Annotated in this window: 18 protein-coding genes; 6 read left to right on the forward strand and 12 right to left on the reverse strand. The window is 69.9% G+C overall.

Annotation, left to right across the window (positions count from 1 at the left end):
* Nucleotides 1-2 precede the first annotated feature (2 nt).
* From EXW95_RS06260 to EXW95_RS06270, 3 genes are all read right to left on the reverse strand, one after another.
* On the reverse strand, nucleotides 3-524 hold the full coding sequence (locus EXW95_RS06260; RefSeq protein ID WP_174366739.1) for a DUF1999 domain-containing protein: 522 nt from the start codon (nucleotides 522-524) through the stop codon (nucleotides 3-5).
* 61 nt (nucleotides 525-585) lie between these two features.
* On the reverse strand, nucleotides 586-1,476 hold the full coding sequence (locus EXW95_RS06265; protein WP_174366740.1) for a ribokinase: 891 nt from the start codon (nucleotides 1,474-1,476) through the stop codon (nucleotides 586-588).
* A 91-nt stretch (nucleotides 1,477-1,567) separates the two neighbouring features.
* Nucleotides 1,568-2,089, reverse strand: a complete 522-nt coding sequence (locus EXW95_RS06270) for a nucleoside deaminase (RefSeq protein WP_174368854.1) — start codon at nucleotides 2,087-2,089, stop codon at nucleotides 1,568-1,570.
* Between the two features lie 402 nt (nucleotides 2,090-2,491).
* Between EXW95_RS06270 and EXW95_RS06275 the strand changes: the two genes are divergently transcribed.
* On the forward strand, nucleotides 2,492-4,201 hold the full coding sequence (locus EXW95_RS06275; RefSeq protein ID WP_174366741.1) for a long-chain fatty acid--CoA ligase: 1,710 nt from the start codon (nucleotides 2,492-2,494) through the stop codon (nucleotides 4,199-4,201).
* Nucleotides 4,202-4,324: 123 nt separating this feature from the next.
* Here the strand turns inward: EXW95_RS06275 and tsaD are convergent, their stop codons facing one another.
* The 5 genes from tsaD to hpf form a co-directional block, all read right to left on the reverse strand.
* Entirely contained in the window at nucleotides 4,325-5,332 is a 1,008-nt protein-coding gene (gene tsaD / locus EXW95_RS06280) for a tRNA (adenosine(37)-N6)-threonylcarbamoyltransferase complex transferase subunit TsaD (protein WP_174366742.1), read from the reverse strand.
* Nucleotides 5,333-5,398: 66 nt separating this feature from the next.
* A complete protein-coding gene (locus EXW95_RS06285; protein WP_110832430.1) occupies nucleotides 5,399-5,719 on the reverse strand; it encodes a hypothetical protein in 321 nt (106 codons plus the stop codon).
* A 55-nt stretch (nucleotides 5,720-5,774) separates the two neighbouring features.
* Nucleotides 5,775-6,680 carry a butyrate kinase gene (locus EXW95_RS06290; protein ID WP_371809944.1) on the reverse strand — a complete coding sequence of 302 codons (906 nt, stop codon included), beginning with the start codon at nucleotides 6,678-6,680 and terminating at the stop codon, nucleotides 5,775-5,777.
* Nucleotides 6,668-6,853 (reverse strand): hypothetical protein, encoded by a 186-nt coding sequence (locus EXW95_RS21285; protein ID WP_371809945.1) that lies wholly within the window; start codon nucleotides 6,851-6,853, stop codon nucleotides 6,668-6,670. Before EXW95_RS21285 ends, EXW95_RS06290 begins: the two co-directional genes overlap by 13 nt.
* Nucleotides 6,854-7,102: 249 nt before the next feature.
* The gene (gene hpf / locus EXW95_RS06295) at nucleotides 7,103-7,663 is read right to left on the reverse strand and encodes a ribosome hibernation-promoting factor, HPF/YfiA family (protein WP_174368855.1); all 561 of its coding nucleotides are present in this window, start codon (nucleotides 7,661-7,663) and stop codon (nucleotides 7,103-7,105) included.
* Nucleotides 7,664-7,865: 202 nt separating this feature from the next.
* Here hpf and EXW95_RS06300 point away from each other — a divergent pair, with 202 nt between their 5' ends.
* Nucleotides 7,866-8,519: a TetR/AcrR family transcriptional regulator gene (locus EXW95_RS06300; protein WP_174366743.1), complete on the forward strand. Its 654-nt coding sequence runs from the start codon at nucleotides 7,866-7,868 to the stop codon at nucleotides 8,517-8,519.
* A gap of 48 nt (nucleotides 8,520-8,567) precedes the next feature.
* On the opposite strand, the gene EXW95_RS06305 is transcribed toward EXW95_RS06300, so the two are convergent.
* The 3 genes from EXW95_RS06305 to EXW95_RS06315 all read right to left on the reverse strand — a co-directional run bounded on the left by EXW95_RS06305 (nucleotide 8,568) and on the right by EXW95_RS06315 (nucleotide 11,646).
* Nucleotides 8,568-9,938, reverse strand: coding sequence for a 3-oxoacid CoA-transferase (locus tag EXW95_RS06305; RefSeq protein WP_371809946.1), 1,371 nt, complete (start codon nucleotides 9,936-9,938; stop codon nucleotides 8,568-8,570).
* Complete coding sequence (locus EXW95_RS06310; protein WP_371809947.1) at nucleotides 9,935-11,221, reverse strand: acetyl-CoA C-acyltransferase; 1,287 nt, start codon at nucleotides 11,219-11,221, stop codon at nucleotides 9,935-9,937. The genes EXW95_RS06305 and EXW95_RS06310 overlap by 4 nt, the downstream gene beginning before the upstream one ends.
* 209 nt (nucleotides 11,222-11,430) lie before the next feature.
* The gene (locus tag EXW95_RS06315; RefSeq protein ID WP_174366744.1) at nucleotides 11,431-11,646 is read right to left on the reverse strand and encodes a hypothetical protein; all 216 of its coding nucleotides are present in this window, start codon (nucleotides 11,644-11,646) and stop codon (nucleotides 11,431-11,433) included.
* A gap of 247 nt (nucleotides 11,647-11,893) precedes the next feature.
* Here EXW95_RS06315 and pgi point away from each other — a divergent pair, with 247 nt between their 5' ends.
* Nucleotides 11,894-13,525 (forward strand): glucose-6-phosphate isomerase, encoded by a 1,632-nt coding sequence (gene pgi / locus EXW95_RS06320; RefSeq protein ID WP_174366745.1) that lies wholly within the window; start codon nucleotides 11,894-11,896, stop codon nucleotides 13,523-13,525.
* 144 nt (nucleotides 13,526-13,669) lie between these two features.
* Nucleotides 13,670-15,997 carry a hypothetical protein gene (locus EXW95_RS06325; protein WP_174366746.1) on the forward strand — a complete coding sequence of 776 codons (2,328 nt, stop codon included), beginning with the start codon at nucleotides 13,670-13,672 and terminating at the stop codon, nucleotides 15,995-15,997.
* Between the two features lie 454 nt (nucleotides 15,998-16,451).
* Here EXW95_RS06325 and EXW95_RS06330 read toward each other — a convergent pair whose 3' ends face one another.
* Nucleotides 16,452-17,264 (reverse strand): pyruvate, water dikinase regulatory protein, encoded by an 813-nt coding sequence (locus EXW95_RS06330; RefSeq protein ID WP_174366747.1) that lies wholly within the window; start codon nucleotides 17,262-17,264, stop codon nucleotides 16,452-16,454.
* 183 nt (nucleotides 17,265-17,447) lie between these two features.
* On the opposite strand from EXW95_RS06330, the gene ppsA reads away from it, so the two are divergent.
* Nucleotides 17,448-19,829, forward strand: a complete 2,382-nt coding sequence (gene ppsA, locus EXW95_RS06335) for a phosphoenolpyruvate synthase (protein ID WP_174366748.1) — start codon at nucleotides 17,448-17,450, stop codon at nucleotides 19,827-19,829.
* A gap of 68 nt (nucleotides 19,830-19,897) precedes the next feature.
* The gene (locus tag EXW95_RS06340) at nucleotides 19,898-20,362 is read left to right on the forward strand and encodes a DUF6756 family protein (RefSeq protein WP_174366749.1); all 465 of its coding nucleotides are present in this window, start codon (nucleotides 19,898-19,900) and stop codon (nucleotides 20,360-20,362) included.
* Nucleotides 20,363-20,429 lie beyond the last annotated feature (67 nt).

Consider the following 20,429-nt stretch of genomic DNA (forward strand, 5'->3'; position numbering starts at 1 on the left):
CTTCAGTCCGCCTGGCCCGGGCTGGTCTGGGTCCGGCCGGTCTGGTCGGCGAGTCGTTCGCCGGGGGCGGTCTGCGCGCGGGTGCCCAGGTGCGTGACGGCGTACGTGCCGGTCAGGACGGCGCTCTCGGCGGCGGCGGCGGCGCGCAGCTCGGGCGTGACGGGGTAGTGGACCTCGTACACGGCCGTGTCGTAGGCGCTTTTCACGGTGGCGTGCAGCAGGCCCTCGGTGACGCCCGCGGGGGCCTGGGGGTGGACGCTCAGGGTGCGGACGAGCACGATGGGCCGGTCGCCCTGCCAGACCGACTGCGCCAGGATGACGCCGTGCAGGGCGCCGTTCTCCTCGGCGACGAAGGAGTGTTCGCTGCGTTCGTAGAATTTCAGGGCCGGGAGGCTGGTGTGGAGCCTCCCGGCGCGTTCGCGTTCGGGCAGGGTGTCGAAGGTGGGTTCGGCGTGGCGCTGCACGTCCAGGTCGAGGGCCTGCAGGGCCGGGTAGTCGTGTTCGGTGAAGGTGCGGTAGCGCATACGCCGAGCGTAGCCCACCCCCGGCGGCCTGAACCAGGGTCAATCGGGCCGGTGGGGGCGGTCAGGCTGGCGTGAGGATGGCCTGCACCTCGGCCCAGTCCGGCATGGCGTCCTGCGCGCCGGGGCGGGTGCAGGCCAGGGCGGCGGCGATCCCGGCGGCCCGCAGCGCGGCGGGCAGCGGGTCGCCCAGGGCCAGTCGGGCGGCCAGCACACCGCAGAAGGTGTCCCCGGCGCCGGTGGTGTCGGTGGCCTGCACCGGGTAGGCGGGCAGGCGGTGGGTGCCGCTGCGCGTGACGGTGACGCTGCCCTGGGCGCCCAGCGTGACGGTCACGGCGTCCGGACCGCGGTCCAGGAGGCTGTGCGCCTGCCGTTCGAGGTTGGTGCCCTCGGGCCGCAGCGCGGCGAGTTCGTGTTCGTTCACGATCAGGTGCGTGACGAGGCGCAGCAGCTCGCCGGGCAGGTCACGGGTGGGGGCGGCATTGAGGAGGACGGGAATCCCGAGCTGCCGGGCGGTGCGGGCGGCGTGCAGGGTCACCTCGAGCGGGAGTTCCTGTTGCAGCAGGAGGTGCGTGACGCCGTCCAGCGTGGCGGGCAGGTGGTCGGGCGTGACGTGCGCGTTGGCGCCGCTGGCGACCGTGATGGCGTTCTCGCCGCTGCTGGCGACGGTGATCAGGGCCAGTCCGGTGGGGGCGTCCAGGGTGTGCAGGCCGCTCAGGTTCACGCCGGCTGCGTGCAGGCCGCGCAGGGCGACGTCCCGGAAGGCATCCTGTCCGGCGGCGCCGGTCAGGGCTACGTCGGCCCCGGCCCGCGCCGCGGCGACGGCCTGGTTGGCGCCCTTCCCGCCGGGCGAGGTGACGGCGTCCCCGCCCAGCACGGTTTCACCGGGGGCGGGGATGCGGGGGGTCCGGACGGTGAGGTCCGCGTTGACGCTGCCGACGACGAGGACAGTCATTGGCCTATTGTGACGCCTGGACGGCCTCTGCGTGCCGTGCCGCGCGCGGCAGGCGAACCGCGCCTGCTCGCCGGGCGGATGATCGGGCGGGTTACGGCGTGTCGGTTCGGTCGGCGGCCCGGGTCTCCTGGGGGTAGCGGGTGCGCCACAGCTGCCAGCCCTCTTCGGGGAAGGCGCGTTTCGCCTCGGGGGCGAAGAGCAGGGCGCCCTCGCGTTCCAGGACCGGGTCGGGGGTGGGGACGACCACGGTGTCCTGCATGGCGGGGTGGTCCGCCCAGCGGATCAGGCGCCCCGAGCCGCCCCAGGCGTCGTCGGTGGCCCACACGACCCGGCCGATGCCCAGCAGGGCGCTGGCGCCGCCGCACATCAGGCAGGGTTCCAGGCTGGTGTACAGCGTCAGGGTGTGCGGGTCGTCCAGCTTGCCCACCTGGAAGTACAGGTCCATCTCGGCGTGGGCGACGCTGGCGTCCCCGACGTGCTGGGAGGTCTGGGCTTCGCCGACGCGGTTGCGGCCCCGCGCGATGATCTGGCCTTCGTGGTTCACGAGGACGGCGCCGACGGGGGAACTCCCGGCGGCCTGGCCCTGCCGGGCGAGGTCGAGGGCGGCGCGCAGGTAGGGGGCGTGGTCGAGGTCCGGGAGGTGGGGGCGGGCCGGTCGTCGCTCATGGAGTTCAGCGTGGCGGGCGGGGCGGTGGGGCCGGGTGCGGGGTGGGTGAGGGGGTCTTCATGCCCGGCGGGAGGTGTTGTTCCCCTGGCGGGCACAGCAGGTGGGCGGTGGTCCTCCGGAGGGCTGCTGGACGGCGCTGCACGCGCGGAGCGGTGTCTTCAAGGTGCCCACCCGTCAGGCGGTCCGGGGGGCGCCCCTTGATGCCGCCGCGTCAATGTTTATACTTGGTTTAATTTCAGACCCGGCCCAACAGGCCACCCGATCGGCCGAGATCACCCGCCCCTCCCGCCCACACGCGGCGCGGAGCCGGGAGCCGCCCCCAGGGCACCCCCACCCCCGAGGAGTGACATGACACAACCTTCCCTCCCACAGCCCTGGCTCGCCCACTACGAAGCTGGCGTGCCCCGCACCTTCCGCCCCAGCGGCCTGACCCTCCCGCAGCTGCTCGAACGCACCGCGCAGAAGTACCCGGACCGCGTGGCCCTGAGCTTCGTGGGCGCCACCACCAGCTACCGCGACCTGTGGCAGCAGGTGCAGCGCTTCGCGTCCAGCCTGCAGAAGATGGGCGTGCAGCCCGGCGACCGCGTGTCCATCATGCTGCCCAACACCCCGCAGTTCGTCGTGGCGTTCTACGGCACGCTGCTCGCGGGTGCGGTCGCCGTGAACACCAGCCCCATGTACACCCCCAGCGAACTGGAGCACCAGCTGCAGGACAGCGGCAGTGAGACGCTGGTGATCTTCGACAGCTTCTACCCCCGCTACGCCGAGATCCAGGGCCGCGTGAACGTCAAGCGCGTGCTGGTCACCGGCGTGCAGGACGCCCTGAGCTTCCCCAAGAACCTCCTGTACCCCGTGAAAGCCAGGCGCGAGGGCACCTGGGTGAACGTGCCCTTCGGCGAGCGGGTGCTGTCCATGCGCAAGGTCATCGCGTCGCAGACCCCCGCCCCGCAGCCCGTGACCCTGCGCCCCGACGACATCGCGCTGCTGCAGTACACCGGCGGCACGACCGGCGTGCCCAAGGGCGCCATGCTCACGCACGGGAACCTCGTGTCCAACTGCGAACAGGCCCGCTGCTGGATGACCGACCTGCGCGAGGGGCAGGAAACGACCCTGGCGTCCATCCCGTTCTTCCACGTGTACGGCATGACGGTCGCCATGAACCTCAGCGTCCTGATCGGCGCGACCATCGTCCTGATCCCCAACCCCCGCGACCTGCCCATGACCCTCAAGGCCGTGCAGCAGACCCGCGCGACCCTCTTCCCGGCGGTGCCCACGCTGTACAACGCCATCAACAACCACCCGGACACGCCCAAGTACGACCTGACCAGTATCCGCGCGTGCATCAGCGGCAGCGCGCCCCTGCTGATCGAAACGTCCCGCAAGTTCCGTGAGATCACGAACGGCGCGAACCTCGTCGAGGGCTACGGCCTGACCGAGGCCAGCCCCTGCACGCACACCAATCCCATCTACGGCGAGCAGCGCGAGGGCAGCATCGGCATTCCCTTCCCCGGCGTGCACGCCATCGTCGTCGGGGACGACGGGCAGATCGTCGCGCCCGGCGAGGTCGGCGAACTGTGGATCGCGGGCCCCATGATCATGAAAGGCTACTGGCAGAAACCCGACGAGACCGCCAAGACCCTCGTGGACGCCCACGGTCAGACCTGGCTCATGACGGGCGACATGGCCACCATGGACGCCGACGGGTACTTCCGGATCGTGGACCGCAAGAAGGACCTGATCATCGCCGGGGGCTTCAACATCTACCCCCGCGAGGTCGAGGAAGCCCTGATCAGCCACCCCGCCGTGCTGGAAGCCGCCGCCGTCGGCCTGCCCGACGCGTACCGCGGCGAGAGCGTCCACGCCGTCGTCGCCCTGAAACCCGGCGCGACCGCCACCGAGGGCGACATCATCGCCCACTGCCGCGAGATCCTCAGCCCCTACAAGGTCCCCCGCAGCGTCGAATTCCGCGCCGAACTCCCCAAGACGGCCGCCATGAAGATCCTGCGCCGCCAGCTCGCCCAGGAAGCCCGCGACGCGCAGAAAGCCAAGAGCGCCTGAAGGGGGCAGTGGGAAGTAGGGAGTGGGAGTGGGAAAGAAAGGGGCGGCCTCAGCGGGCCGCCTCTGCTCCTGTGTTCTCCTGTGCTGTTCCCACTTCCCACAACCCACTGCCCACTCCCCTCTTCAGGCATTCGCCAGGGGCGCGTAGGCGGTCGCGCCGCCGTCCAGGGCACTGGCGGGGCGTCCGGCCTGGATGGCGGCGGCTCCGGCCAGGGCGATCATGGCGCCGTTGTCGGTGTTCAGGCCCTTGCCGGGGAACACGACGTGCAGGCCGGTGGCGGCGAACGCGTCGCGCAGGGCGCGGTTGGCGGCCACGCCGCCGGACACGACGACCGTGCCGCGCCCGGTAGCCTCTGCCGCGCGGACGGTGGTGTTCACGAGGGTCTGCACGGCGGCCCGCTGGAAGCTCGCCGCGAGGTTCTCCGGGGTGGCCCCCGCCCGGTGCGCGAGCAGCGCCGCCGTCTTCAGGCCGCTGAAGCTGAAGTCGAAGCCGCTCTGGCCCTTCAGGGGTTCCTTGAACGGCACGGCCTTCGGGTCGCCGCGCGTAGCGGCCTCGCTGATGGCCGGGCCGCCGGGGTAGCCCAGTCCGGCGAGGCGGGCGACCTTGTCGAAGGCCTCGCCCGCCGCGTCGTCACGGGTCGCGCCGACGAGCACGTACTCGCCGTCGCGGGGCACGTCGAACAGGTGGGTGTGCCCGCCGCTGACGACGAGCGCCAAGAACGGGGCGCGCAGGTCGGCCTCGCTGGCCGCCGCGAAGATGTGGCCCTCCAGGTGGTGCGCGGCGTGGAAGGGCACGTTCAGCGCCTGCGCGAGGCCCTTGCCGTACATCAGGCCCACCAGCAGCGCGCCCACCAGTCCGGGCCCAGAGGTCGCGGCGACCGCGCCGATGTCCCCCACGCTCAGGCCCGCCTCGTGCAGGGCGTCGCCCATGATCTGGTCGATGCGTTCGACGTGCTCGCGGCTGGCGAGTTCCGGCATGACGCCCCCGTACTGCGCGTGGACCGCCTGTGACCACACGCGGTTCGCCAGGACCGTCACGCGGCCCTCCACGAGTTCCACGATCCCGACGCCCGTGTCGTCGCAGGACGTGTCGATTCCCAGGATGCGCAGCGGTCGGGGGCGGTCAGTCATCGCCGGGGAGTGTAGCAGGGGGCAGGCGGGGCAAATGGACGCCAATGGCAGAACGGGTGGGGCCGGTCAGCGCTGCTGGTCGCGCACGGCGGCCAGGGTCTCCTCGAACTCGTCGAGGAACTCGTCTTCCAGCAGGCGGTCGCGGATCAGGGCGTCCTGCTCGGTGGTGGCCTGCTCGCGGGTCCAGCGCAGCCGCGCCTGACGCGCGCCGCTCACGTTGCCCTTCCCGGCAATGAAACGCGCCGCGTGCCGCACGGCCTGCACCGGGTCCTCGGTGGGCGCCGTGACGGACAGGTTACGCAGACCACCCTGGTCGTTCACCAGCGAACAGGTCACCTCGATGCGCGGGCCGCGCCGGGCCAGGAACACCTGATCCACGCGCCACATGCTGGTCGCGCGGATGGGGTCCGGGGCGCGCTGGGGGGCGCGGCGGCGGGCCACGTCAGGACCCCGGCGCGGCGGGCGGCGTCCACTCGCGCAGCGCCTCCTGACCCAGCAGGACGCGCCCGGCGCCCTCGGCGAGCGCTTCGAGTTCCAGTTCGCCGGGAATCACGAACACCGGGGCGATCCACGCGACGCGCCGCTCGATCCGGTCGATCAGTTCGTCCCAGCGGGCGATCCCACCGGTCAGGACGATCGCGTCCGGGCGGGCGCTGAGCGCGCCGGTCATCGCGCCGATCGCCTTGGCGGCCTGATGCACGAACGCGGCGGCGACGCGACTGACATCCGGGTCGCTCAGGCTGCGGGCTTCCAGTTCACGCAGGTTCGCGCTGCCGGTCAGCGCCAGGAAGCCACTCCCGGCGGCGAGGTGATGCAGCGTCTGATCTCCCAGCTGCCCGTGCAGGCGCAGCAGGTCCCGCGCGGGCACCGGGCCGCTCTGACGGGCACCCATGGGGCCGCCGTCCGCGCCACTGCCCGTGGTGTCGATGGCGCGCCCGACCTCGAAGGCGGTGACGCTGGTGGTCGCCCCCAGGTGCGCGACGACCAGACGGGCGTCCTGGAAGCGCTTGCCGACCTCGTACGCGGCGCGCCGGGCAACGGCGCGGGCGTTCAGCGCGTGGAATTCCGCGCGGCGACTGACGCCCTGCACGCCGGTGGGACGCGCCTCGGGCAGCAGTTCGTCCGCGCTCTGCGGGTCCACGATAAACGCGGGCACGCCGCGCGCGTCCGCGACGGCCAGGGCCAGCGGGCCGCCCAGGTTCGGGGGGTCCTGCCCGGCGTCGCAGGCCAGCGCGAACGCCGCGAGTTCCGGGGTGACGCGGTACGTGCCGGTCGTGACCCGCCCGATGAACCCGCCGCGCCCCACCACGGCGTCCGGCGCGGGCCAGTCGGCGGTCAGGGCCAGCACCTGCCGGGCCAGCTCGGGCAGGTCCTCGGGGGTGGGGGGGCGTCCAGCGACAGTTCGGCGCGCGTCAGGCTCAGGCGCAGCTGTCCCGGCAGGGCGGGGTTCGCGCTGGGCTCGATCTGGGCGCAGGCGAGTTTCACGCCGCTGGTTCCGGGATTGATCACGTGGGCGATCACAACGCCGCAGCGTACCAGATCGGAGGGTGACCGCAGCGGAACACCCCACCGGACGGCACGGGAGGGGCGGGCGCCCCCCGTTCCCGGAGGCGCCCGCCCGTCAGTCCTGCGCTCATACGGATTCCGTCTGTTTCGTTGACAGATCGGAACACCACCGATCTGCCAACTCCACGCCCGGAACCCGTTTCTCTGCTACTCGCATCCGCTCGGGTTGAACGGTTTTTGCAAACCATTCAACCGGAGTCCGTATCAGCTGGGTTCGATCAGGCCGTAGTGGCCGTCCTTGCGGCGGTACACGACCCCGCAGGTGTTGCGCATGTTCATGAACACGTAGAAGTCGTGTCCCAGCGCCTCCATCTGCGCGACGGCGTCCTCGGGACTCATGGGGCGCATCTCAAAGCGTTTCTGCCGCACGATCTCGGGCGCAAACTCGGTCACGTCGTCCAGTCCGGCGTTCACGTCCGCCTCGGCCGGGCCGGGTTCGGGCTGGGGCGCGGCGTCGTGGCGGTGCTTGAGGTAGCGGGTCTTGAACTTACGCAGCTGGCGTTCCAGGACGTCGCTGGCCTTGTCGATCGCGGCGTACATGTCCGAGTGGTGCTCCTCGGCGCGGATGATGCCGCTGGGGACATTGAGCTGCACCTCGACGCGGTTGCGCCGCCCGGCGTCGCGGACGTCGCGGACGGTCAGGGTCACGCGTGCATCGGTGATCTGGTCATTGAAACGATCCAGGCGCGTGAGTTTCTCCTCGACGTAGTCGCGCATGGCATCGGTGACTTCAACGTTACGGCCAGACAGCTTGTAGATGTGCACGGCTTTCACCTCTTCCTTTTCCCGGAGGAGTGGGTCGGGCTCCGGTGATTCACTCTAGTCGCAAGGTCATGAGACTGTCATGCGAGCAGTTCACAGCGTCACCCCCTTGTTTCGCGGTATGCTCCGGGGTAGAGCGCTCCCCCCAACTGCATGAAGATGGCGGGGGCTGCCCGGCGTGAGCCACGCGCGCTAGCATGGGGGCGTGAAGGTAGACCGGCAGGAACAGGACGACGCGCGGCGCGAGAGGATCGCCCGCGCGGCCTTCGAGCTGTTCGCCCGCAGCGGACTGGACGCCATCAGCGCGCAGGACATCGCGCAGGCCGCGTTCGTCAGCCGCACGAACCTGTACCGTTACTTCCCCAGCAAGGTCCACATGCTCCTGGCGCACTTCGAGAAGGCCGTGCAGGCCAGCCGCGACGACGCCCTGGAACGCCTGCGGGCCGGCGCGAACCCGCAGCAGGTGTGGGACAACGTCACGGGCCGCATGGCCGACCTGGGCGTCCGCTACCGGCATCTGGTGGGCGCGGTGGGGCAGGCGGTGCTGGGCGCCCCGCCCGAGGCCGGGCGGCCCGGCGCTCCCGAGCGCGCCCCGGGCGACGGGCTGCGGACCGCGCTGACGCTGGCGGCGCTGGTGCAGCCGGTGCTGCTGGCCATGCAGGCCCAGGGCCGCCTGCGCCCCGAGGCGAACGTGCAGATGCTCAGCGTGCTGCTCGTGGACGCGTTCATCCTGGCGCTGCTACACGGCGGGCACCGCGACCAGCGCGACGTGCTGCGCGACTGGCAGGACCGCTTCAGCCTGCTGATGTACGGCGCACTGGCCCCCGAGAGCACCGCCCGGGGCGAACTGAAAGACTGACCCGAACAGCCAGCGGGCCGCCCCGATGATCAGGGCGGCCCGCTGAGGTTACAGCGCCTCGACGAAGGGAGCGCCGGTGCCCGCGCGCACCTCGTCCAGGGTGGCGCCGGGCATCAGTTCGGTCAGGGTCAAGGTCCCGTCCCGGAACTCGAACACGGCCTTGTCGGTGATGATCATGCTCACCGCGCCGCGCGACGTGAGCGGCAGCGTGCACTCGGGGACCACTTTCGGCGTGCCGTCCGGGTCGGTGTGGGTCATCAGGATGATCAGGCGCCGGGCGCCGCTGGCGAGGTCCATCGCGCCGCCCACGCCCAGCAGCGGCTTGCCGGGCACCGCCCAGTTCGCGAGGTTCGCGTGCGCGTCCACCTGCAACCCACCCATGACGGCCACGTCCACGTGCCCGCCGCGGATCATGCCGAAACTGTCGGCGGAGTCGAAGTAGCTCGCGCCGGGCAGCGCCGTGACCGGGATCTTTCCGGCGTTCACGGGGTAGTCCAGCGCGCCGCCCTGCTCGGGGGCGGGGCCGACGCCCAGCATGCCGTTCTCGGTGTGCAGGTTCACGCCGTGCTCGGGCGTGATCAGGTCCGCGACCAGCGTGGGAATCCCGATACCGAGGTTCACCACGTCCCCGCGCCGCAATTCCGCCAGCGCGCGGCGGGCCATGTGCAGCCGCGCCTCGTCCACCTTCTTGCTGCTGCCCTTCACGTCGGCGCTGCTGCCCAGCGCATCGGCCGTCAGGGTGGCCTGCACGAGGTAATCCACGTACAGGCCCGGCGTGTGCACCTGCTCCGGGGGGATAGTGCCCACGGGGACGATCTCCTCGACCTCCGCCACGACGAGGTCGGCGGCGGTCGCCATGGCGCGGTTGAAATTCTGCTCGGTCAGGCGGTACTGGAGGTTCCCGGCCTCGTCCGCCCGCCACGCGCGCACGAAGGCCACGTCGCCGCGCAGGGCGGGCACGAAGACCATCTCCCGGCCGTTCAGGACACGTACGTCCGCGTCCCCGGCGATGACGGTCCCGGCAGCCGTGGGCGTGTAGAAGCCGCCGATGCCTGCCCCGCCCGCCCGCAGGGCCTCGGCCAGACTGCCCTGCGGGATGAGCTGCACCTCCAGGCGACCCTCCTGCGCGGCGGCCACCGCCTCGCGGTTGCTGGTGAAGAACGACCCGATGGCCTTCCGCAGCTGCCCGCCCCGCAGCAGGCGCCCGCCACTCAGGCCCGCCTCGCCGACGTTGTTCGCCACGTACGTCAGGTCGCGCACGTCCGTCTCGGCCAGCGCGTGCACGAGGTGCACCGGGTTGCCGGTCATGCCGAAGCCACCCACTAGCATCGTCTGCCCGGATTTCACGAGCGCGGCGGCCTCGGCGGCGGTGATGACCGGGACGTGTTTCAGGCCGCCAGGGGCTGCGGTGGCCGTCATGCCTCCACCCGCTCGATGATCGCGGCCTCGCCCTGCCCGACACCCACGCACAGCGTCGCCAGCCCGTAGCGGCCCTCGCGGCGGGCCAGTTCGTGCGTCAGCGCCACGATCAGGCGCGCGCCGCTCATGCCCAGCGGGTGGCCCAGGGCGATGGCGCCGCCGTTCACGTTCACGCGCTCCTGGGGCAGCTCCAGTTCGCGGATGCAGGCCAGGGCCTGCGCGGCGAAGGCCTCGTTCAGTTCGATCAGGTCGAGGTCCTGCACGCTCAGGCCGGTGCGGGAGAGCAGCTTTCGGGTGGCGGGAATGGGACCGAGGCCCATCACGCGGGCCTCCACGCCGGCCGCTGCCGCGCCCACCCAGCGGGCCAGTGGCGTGACGCCCAGTTCGCGGGCCTTCGCGGCGCTCATCAGGACCAGCGCGGCGGCGCCGTCGTTCAGGCCACTGGCGTTCCCGGCGGTCACGCTGCCGCCCTTGCGGAAGGCGGGTTTCAGGCCCGCCAGGGTCGCCTCGTCGGTGGCGAGGGTGAAGCCCCCCTCGGTGCGGGTCACGCGGGGGTGCTCGTCGGTGTCGAACACGGTGACGCCCTTGCGGCCCTTGACCTGCACCGGCACGATCTCGTCTTTGAAGCGTCCGGCGTTCAGGGCGTCCATCGTCTTGCGCTGACTGTTCAGTGCGAAGGCGTCCTGGTCCTCGCGGGTGATCTCACCACCGGCATACGTGCCCTCGCGGCTGCGCTGCGCGATGTTCTCGGCGGTCTCCCCCATCGCCTCCAGCGGGAACAGGGCCTCCATGGCGGGGTTCGGGAAGCGCCAGCCGAGCGTCGTGTCATACGCGGTGACGTTGCCGTTCGCGAAGGCCTGCGCGCCCTTGGGCATCACGAGGGGCGCGCGGGTCATGCTCTCCACGCCACCCGCCACGTACACGTCCCCATCGCCGTTGCGGATCGCGCGGGCCGCCGTGTTGATGGCCGACAGGCCACTGGCGCACAGGCGGTTCACGGTCAGGCCCGCCACACTGTCCGGCAGGCCCGCGAGCAGGGCGGCCATGCGGGCCACGTTGCGGTTGTCCTCGCCCGCCTGGTTCGCGCAGCCGAGGATCACCTCCTCGATCTGATCGGCGGGGACACCACTGCGGGCGACCGCCTCGCGGATGGCGTGCGCGGCCAGATCATCCGGGCGGACGGTGGATAGCGCGCCACGGATCGCGCCGATGGGCGTGCGGACGGCCGCGACGATCACCACGTCACGGTCTTGCAGAGAACTGACAGTAGGAAGCTGGGACACGGTGGGAAACCTCCGGGAAAGCAGGCGGGAGGGCCTCCGTGGTTCAGAGGGAGGCCCGGAATGAACGCAGTTGACGCCTGCATTCAAGCGCGCCGCGCCCCCAGTTGGGAAGGGCCGCCGGCCTGTCAAACGGAACGCCGCCCCTGACACCAGAGGTGCGCGGGGCGGCGTGCGGAACGCGATTGTAAAGAGGGGGCCTGTCGGGCGCGTCAGCCCAGGCGGCTGCGGCGCAGGCGGCCCAGCAGGGCGAACACCTGCCGCTGCTCCTCAGCGTGAATAGCGCGGCGGATCGCCTCGGGCGACAGGGGTTTCAGGTCGGTGGGGCTGCTCACCACCGCCGGCGCTTCCGACGCGTTCGGCTCGTCCAGGTAGGGGGTGCCCCAGCGGCCCCATGTCGCGTCCATGTCCCTCACCTTCCTGGTCATGCGTTCAGGGTAGTCATGCAACTCACACAATTCTCTGACGGAACCTGACGACCCGCCCCGGCAGCCACCCGGTCCATTGCGTCCGGAACGAACCGGAATGGCCGGTCCGCACGCCCCCACGCACATGAGTGCCGCCTGAAGGCTCCCTCCCTACACACCCCGCCGCCCCACAGGCCGGGTGCGGAGTATCCTCGCGGGCGGACAGGCTGGCGCCCCACGCACGAGCGCCGGCCGAAGGGAGACGCGCATGACCATCACGCAAACGGCCGCCTGGAGCGCCCTGCTCGACCACCACCGCGCCCTGCAGGGCACCCACCTGCGGGACCTGTTCGCGCAGGACCCCGCGCGCGGCGAACGCCTGACCGCCGAGGGCGCGGGCCTGTACCTCGACTACAGCAAGAACCGCGTGACCGACGAGACCCTGACCCTGCTGCTGAACCTCGCACGGGAGACCGGCGTGACCGCCAAGCGCGACGCGATGTTCGCGGGCGAGAAGATCAACGTCACCGAGGGTCGCGCCGTGCTGCACACCGCGCTGCGCGCCCCGGCAGGCGCGACCGTCATGGTGGACGGCCACAACGTCGTCCCCGACGTGCACGAGGTGCTGGGCCGCATGGCCGCCTTCGCGGATCAGGTGCGCGCCGGAACGTGGCTGGGCTACACCGGCAAGCCGCTGAAGAACATCGTGAACATCGGCATCGGCGGCAGCGACCTGGGCCCCGTCATGGCCTACGAGGCGCTGAAACACTACGCGCAGCGGGATCTGACACTGCGCTTCGTGTCCAACGTGGACGGCACCGACCTGACCGAGAAGACCCGCGACCTCGACCCGGCCGAAACGCTCGTGATCGTGAGTTCCAAGACCTTCACCACGCAGGAGACCATGGCGAACGCCCACAGCGCCCGCGCGTGGCTCCTCGCGGCGCTGGGCGACGAGTCGGCCGTCGCGCGGCACTTCGTGGCCGTCTCAACCAACGCCGACGCCGTCCAGAACTTCGGGATCGACACCGCGAACATGTTCGGCTTCTGGGACTGGGTGGGCGGCCGCTACTCCATGGACAGCGCCATCGGCCTGAGCCTGATGCTCGCCATCAGCCCGGACGGGTTCCACGAACTGCTCGCCGGGTTCCACGCCATGGACGAACACTTCCGCACCGCCCCGCTCGAGCAGAACCTGCCCGTCCTGCTGGGAATGCTGGGCATCTGGTACAACAACTTCTTCGACGCGCAGAGTCACGCCGTGCTGCCGTACGACCAGTACCTCGCGTACTTCCCCGCGTACCTGCAGCAGCTCGACATGGAGAGCAACGGGAAGCACATCACCCTGGACGGCCAGACCACCGACTACCAGACCGGACCGGTCATCTGGGGTCAGCCCGGCACGAACGGCCAGCACGCCTTCTACCAGCTGATCCACCAGGGCACCAAACTGATCCCCTGCGACTTCATCGGCTTCTGCCAGACCCTCAACCCCCTCCCCCTGAAAGGCGGCGCGCCCCACCACGACCTCCTCATGGCGAACGTATTCGCGCAGACCGAAGCCCTCGCCTTCGGCAAGACCCTGGACCAGGTCCTCCAGGAGGGCGTCCCCGCGGACCTCGCCCCGCACCGCGTGTTCGACGGGAACCGCCCCACCAACACCATCCTCGCCGACCGCCTCACCCCCCACACCCTCGGCGCGCTGATCGCGCTGTACGAACACAAGGTCTTCGTGCAGGGCGCCGTGTGGAACATCAACTCCTTCGACCAGTGGGGCGTGGAACTCGGCAAGGTCCTCGCCGGGAAGATCGTGCCCGAACTGCACGCCCAGACCGAGCCGGAACTGCACCACGACAGCAGCACCAACGCCCTGATCCGCCGCTACCGCACCCACCGCTGACCCGCACCCACCCGCCGGAGGCTCCCACCAGAGCCTCCGGCCTTCCATTCCCGAAAAAACCACAGTTCCCACACGCTCAGACCTGCTATACCTGCACGCAGAACCCCCCTCAACCCCCACTTCGAAACCACCCAGGAGGTGCCCGTGCGACTCACGCTGCAACCCACCCCCCAGCAGGCCAGCGCCCTGAGCGACACGCGCACCCACGCCAGCCGCCTCATGAACAGCCTCCTCGTGCAGGCCCGCCGCAACCCCGACACTCCCACCGACGACCTCCTCAGCGCCCACCCCGACGCCCCCGCCCTGCCGCAAGCCACCCGCCGCGCCGCCGCCCAGGCCGCCCACGACGCCCGCCACAACACCAGAGGCGGCCTGAAAGGCGAAAGCTACTGGCTCGACGCCCGCAGCCTCCGCATCAACCCAACCACCGGCCACGTCACCCTCTGGACCCTCCAGGGCCGCCAGACCATCCCCACCCGACTCGGCAACTACCAACGCCACCTCCTCAACACCGGCCGCGTCCAGGGCGGCCGCGTCACCCAGGCCCGCAACGGCGACTGGTACGTCAACATCCAACTCGACACCCCAACCCACACCAGCCCCACCAAGCCCAAACGCGACCCGCTCACTGAGCGGATCGACCAACTGGAACGCGAAGGGAAATACGACGACATCGTGCGCCTCCTGCGCCGCCGAACCCTCGATTCGAAACAGACGGGGCAGTACGCACTGTCCCTGCTCGAAACAGGCGAGACGGACGCGGCCGAGATCCGCCTGCTGCGCGCCGCGAGCGACACGAACGCCGACGCCCGGATTCACCTGGGCCTGAGTCTCCTGGCCGCCATGCGCAGCAGCCCGGAAGCCCGACTTGCCCACGCCCGCCGCGGACTGGACGCCCTGCCGGACGAGGTGACCCGCTGGTGGCTGGTCTGCTCCTATTCCCGCGCACTCGTCGAACTGGGCAGCGCACCGGACGCGCAGCGCCTGATGGCCGACGTGCTGGACGAGATTCCCGTCTCAGAACTGCGGTCCAGGGCTCGCGCCCTCTACTTCGCTCAGAACGTCAGCGCCTCCATGGACGACTTCGAATCGCAGGACCGCTACGCCCGCGAGGCCCTGCGCCTGTTCGACCTGCTGGGCGGCCACAGCGAGAGCCTGTCTCTGCGGCTCGATCTCGGGTACCGCCTGTTCTTCGAGGGGCGTCCCGACGAGGCGTTCGCCATGGTCCACGAGGTGCTGCGCCGCGCGGAGGAACTCAACGACCACCGCCGCGACACCGCCCACCTGATCCTGGGTGAACTGTACCTGCTGAACGAACATTTCGACGCCGCCTGCCGACATCTCACCGCCTGCCTGGATATCCAGAAGCTCCAGGGCAGCGACCGGTTCAACCTGCTGGCACGGGCCCTGCGGGCCGAGGGCATGTGGCGACTCGAACAGATCGACACGGCAGATTTCGAGCGTGAAATGGAAGCCCTGCGCCCCGCACAGGAATTCGACACGGTGACCCAGACGTTCTACCTGGGACTGCTGGCCTTTGAACGGCACCGTTTCGCGGAGGCCGAGGCGGCGTTCGAGCGGGTCGCCCGAGGTGTCGCCCTGTTCGACGGCTTCCGCCTGCGCTCAAACGCATTCCTGACGTACTGCCGCTGGAGCAAGGGGCAGCCCCTCCTGGAGGCGAGTTCTGACCTACTGGACGTGCTGGCCCACATCGGCGGTGAACTCGCGCTGGCGATCGATGCCGACCGACTGGCGTCCCTGTACGCTGCCTTCGCCGCGCAGGATCTCGGTGGCGGCGCCGCCCGCCGACTCGCCCTGCGGGCCCGGCCCGTGCTGGGGATTCAACTGCTGGGGGACTTCGCCGTGCGCGTCAATACGACCGAGGTGCATGTCCGCCTCCGCAAGGCGCGGGAGTTGCTGGCCCTGCTGGTCGTTCGTGGTCCGGCGACGCGCGATCAACTCATGACAGCCCTGTGGGACGGAGAAGCGCGGGCGGAACTCGGTTCGTACTTCAAGCAGGCCCTGCATGGTTTGCGGGAAAGCCTGCGTCCCCTGCTGCCGCAGGGACACGACCCGGTCCCATGGAATGGCGTGCAGTACCGGCTGTCCGATCGATTCGACATCCACAGTGACGTGCTCCAACTGAAACGCTGGGGGCAGCTCAACAGCGCGCAGCAGCGGCAGCTGGTCGAGGTCGCCGCCGGGGTATTCCTTCCCGAGGGCACCACGGAGTGGGTCAGCGAGGAACGAGACCTCTCGGAGGCGCAGTGGCTGGCACTCGTGATGTCGGTCGGGCAGGCGCTTCAGGCCGCCGAACCTGCCGCTGCCGCACAGGTCTACCTTCAGGCCACGCGCATGAACCCCCTGTTTGAATCTGCGTGGCTCGCGACAGCGGCAGCGTACGATCAGGCCGGTCTCACCCACCTGGCCCAGCAGACCAGAGAGTCGGCCAAACGCTATCTGTACAGCTAAAAAATCGACGTCCGATGGTGGCTGCTACCGTCGCACCCGGTTCTCACAGGGCGTTGACCAGCGGTTAACCGGCCTTCAGGCACACTTCATTCAGTCAAGCCGCTGTGGAGGTTGCTGAATATGAAGAATGTTCTTGGTCGTTGCCTGATTTTGCTGTCCCTCATGCTGTCCCCGGTCAGCGCATCCCCCGACGTTCACACCGCGCCTGACTGCTGCCCGACCGGCCAGTCGCCGGTCAACGGTTAACCCCACCCCTTACCTTCTTCGTCTGCGGCTTTGAGTCGAGCGTCTTCTCCAGCGTCTTCCTGATTTCGTTTCGTCTTCTTCTTCGTTGTCTTCGTCTTCTTTTGCGTCTTCCTGCGTTGTGTTGTGACTCTGGGGGTTCCGTGCGCGCAGCCGGAACCCCCGGCCGCTTGTTGGGGCTGGCCGCGCCTGCTCGGGTGCGGCCAGTTGTTTACTGGGTGGCGCGGAGGGTGTTGAGGATGGCGGCGGCGATCTCCTCGACGCTGGCGCTGGTGGTGTCGCGGACGGGGATGGCGGCGCGATGGAAGAGGCGTTCGGCGCGGCGGACTTCGTGTTCGCACTGTTCGAGGCTGGCGTAGCGGCTGCCGGGTTTGCGCTGGGTGCGGATGGCGTGCAGTCGGCGGGGGTCGATGGTGAGGGCGTGGAGTTTGTGTCGGTGGGGTTCGAGGGGGATGGGGAGGCCGGTGCGGTCGAAGTCGTCTTCGGCGAGGGGGTAGTTGCTGGCGCGGATGCCGTGCTGGAGGGCGAGGAAGAGGCTGGTGGGGGTCTTGCCGGCGCGGGAGACGCCGACGAGGATGACGTCGCTGAGGCCGTACTGCTTGTCGCCGATGCCGTCGTCGGTGGCGAGGGCGAAGTCGAGGGCGTCCATGCGGGACAGGTACGCTTCGCTGTCGTGCATGTCGTGGTGGCGGCCGATCTGGCGGACGGCGGGCATGCCGAACTGGGTCTCTAAGGTGCTCAGGCCGGGGCCGAGGAGGTCGAAGACTTCGGCGGGGGCGGTCTGGAGTTCGCGCAGGACGTCGGGGTGGGTGACGGTGGTGAAGATGATGGGCGCCTCGCCGCGGTCGTGGAGGGCGGTGACTTCGCGGCAGACGGCCTGCGCGGCGTGGGTGTCGGCGGTGAAGGGGCGGCGCAGGTAGCGCAGGGGTTGATCGGGGAAGTGGGCGAGAAGGGCGCGGGCCATGTTCTCGGCGGTGAGGCCGGTGTGGTCGCTGACGATCAGGACGGTGCGGGGTTGGGGCATGGGGTCAGGGTGACATGCGCGGGCGGGGTGGCCGGTGGGGGTTCGGGCTGTCTGGACGGGTGGGGTGGTGTGACCGGGCGGGTGACGGGCGTGGGGGGTGGCTTCGGGTAAGGTGTGGGCGTAAGGCAACACTAATTCGCCCATTTTCAGCTTGCTGGAACCTCGCAGGAACGGTGAAAACCAATGGATATGATTCGCGTGCTGGGTACACTAAGGATGACCGACGTGGAGCTCGTCGGCGGGAAGAACGCGTCGCTGGGTGAACTCATCCAGGGACTGGCTGGGGCCGGTGTGCGGGTCCCCGGGGGGTTTGCCACGACCGCCGACGCGTTCCGGCTGTTCCTGCAGGAGAACGGCATCGAGGAGAGCATCAATGCCCGCCTGCGGGCGCTGGACGTGAACGACGTGGTGGCGCTGGCGCAGGCGGGCCGGGAGATTCGCGCGCAGGTCGAGGCCGCCACCCTCCCCGCCGCGCTGGAAGGGGCGATCCGCGACGCGTACGCCGCGATGACCGCCGAGTCCGGTGGCACCGAACCGGACGTCGCGGTGCGGTCCAGCGCCACGGCCGAGGATCTGCCGGAGGCGAGTTTCGCCGGGCAGCAGGAGACGTTCCTCAACGTGCGCGGGATCGACGACGTGCTGCGGCACGTGCGGCTGGTGTTCGCCAGCCTGTACAACGACCGCGCCATCAGTTACCGCGTGCATCACGGCTTCGCGCACAGCGACGTGGCCCTGTCGGCGGGTGTGCAGCGCATGGTCCGCAGTGACCTGGGCGCGTCGGGCGTGGCGTTCACGCTGGACACCGAGAGCGGCTACCGCGACGCGGTCCTCGTGACCAGTTCGTACGGGCTGGGCGAGATGGTCGTGCAGGGCGCCGTGAACCCCGACGAGTTCTTCGTGTACAAACCCGCCCTGAACGCCGGGCGCAGGGCGATCCTGCGCCGCACGCTGGGCAGCAAGCAGAAGCGGATGGAGTACGCCCCGCAGGGCGGCGTGCAGACCGTGGACGTCCCGCAGGATCAGCAGCGGGCGTTCAGCCTGTCCGACGAGGACCTGACCGAACTGGCGCGGCAGTGCGTGACCATCGAGAACCACTACGGCCGCCCCATGGACATCGAGTGGGGCAAGGACGGCCGTGACGGCCTGATCTACATCCTGCAGGCGCGCCCGGAAACCGTGCAGAGCCGCACCGGGAAGACCCTGGAACGCTTCGAACTGACCGGGAAGGGAAACGTGCTCGTCGAGGGCCGCGCGGTCGGGAACCGCATCGGGGCAGGCGTCGTGCGCGTCGTGCGGGACGTCTCGCAGATGGACAGCGTGCAGGACGGCGACGTGCTCGTCGCGGACATGACCGACCCGGACTGGGAACCCGTCATGAAACGCGCCTCGGCGATCGTCACGAACCGCGGCGGGCGCACCTGCCACGCGGCGATCATCGCCCGCGAACTCGGCATTCCCGCCGTGGTCGGCAGCGGGAACGCCACCCGGGAACTGCAGAGCGGGCAGGAGGTCACGGTGTCCTGCGCCGAGGGCGACACCGGCTTCGTGTACGAGGGCCGCCTCGCGTACCGCGTGAACCGCGTCGAGCTGGGCAACATGCCCGAGGTCGGCATGAAGATCATGATGAACGTCGCCTCGCCCGACCGCGCGTTCTCCTTCGCCGCGCTGCCGAACGAGGGCGTCGGGCTGGCCCGCGTGGAGTTCATCTGCTCGAACGTGATCGGCATCCACCCCCGCGCGCTGCTGGACTACCCGAACGTCCCCGATGACGTGCGGGCGCAGATCGACGAGAAAACGGCCGGGTACGCCAGCCCCCGTGACTTCTTCCGCGAGAAACTCGCCGAGGGCGTCTCCAGCATCGCCGCCGCGTTCGCGCCGAAACCCGTCATCGTCCGCCTGAGCGACTTCAAGAGCAACGAGTACGCCCACCTCATCGGCGGCCCGGCCTACGAACCCACCGAGGAAAACCCCATGATCGGCTTCCGGGGCGCGAGCCGCTACCGCTCCCGCGACTTCGCCGCCGCGTTCGCCCTGGAATGCGAGGCGATCAAGTCCGTGCGGGACGACATGGGCCTCACGAACGTGCAGGTCATGATCCCCTTCGTCCGCACCGTCGGCGAGGCCGCGCAGATCATCGAGATCCTCGCCAAGAACGGCCTCAGGCGCGGCGACGGTGCTGTTAATGGAGATGGGGGCCTGAAGATCATCATGATGTGCGAGATCCCCAGCAACGCCATCCTCGCCGACCAGTTCCTCGAACACTTCGACGGCTTCAGCATCGGCAGCAACGACCTCACCCAGCTGACCCTGGCACTGGACCGCGACAGCGGCCTCGTCGCCGACCTGTTCGACGAGCAGAACGAAGCCGTCCTGGCCCTCATGAGTCAGGCCATCCAGGCTGCCAAGCGCGCCGGGAAGTACGTCGGCATCTGCGGCCAGGGCCCCAGCGACCACCCCGCCCTCGCCCAGTGGCTCATGGAACAGGGCATCGACTCCGTCAGCCTCAACCCAGACAGTGTCCTGGGCACGTGGCTGCACCTCGCCGGAGAGACCGTCCCGGCGTAAGGCGAGGGCATCTCGGAGGACTGGCCCTGCATGACCTGTGGGGCCACTTCCGCTTTACCCTGGCACCCATGAGAAGCGAACTGGAAGCCAGCGTCAGGCGGCGGGGCTTCCCTCCGGAGCACTTCCGTGCTGTGCGCCTCACGCAGTACGCGGCGATCCTCGCCAGAATTCTGACGACCTTCACGACCCAGCGCACCGATTGTCCCCCGGAGCGGTGGCTCTGGACGGTGCTCAAAGGCCCCCTCCACTCCCGACACCTCACCGCAGAGGACCAGTCGGCAGATCCACCCGTCTGGCTGCACAGCCTCGTCGAACCGGAGGCCGCCGTGTGGCTGGTGCTCGAGGACTGGACGGGGACGAAACGGCAGGACCCATTCTGGCTGTTTGAGGGGACCGCCAGAGCAGCCGCCGCAGCCGTCGCGGAGGTGCCATTCTGCGAGTACTACGTCGTTCACAGGCACTTCAACTGGCTGCTCTGCGAAAACCATCATGGGGTGCTCATCACGACGGCGGGTTTGCCTCAAAGGCCCTGAACCGACGTGCCCCCCACACTGCCGTCATGTCTCAATGAACCTTCTGGGTGGCGTGGCTGCTGCGGGA

Origin of the sequence: Deinococcus sp. JMULE3, assembly GCF_013337115.1 — a bacterium.
Taxonomy (GTDB): Bacteria; Deinococcota; Deinococci; order Deinococcales; family Deinococcaceae; genus Deinococcus.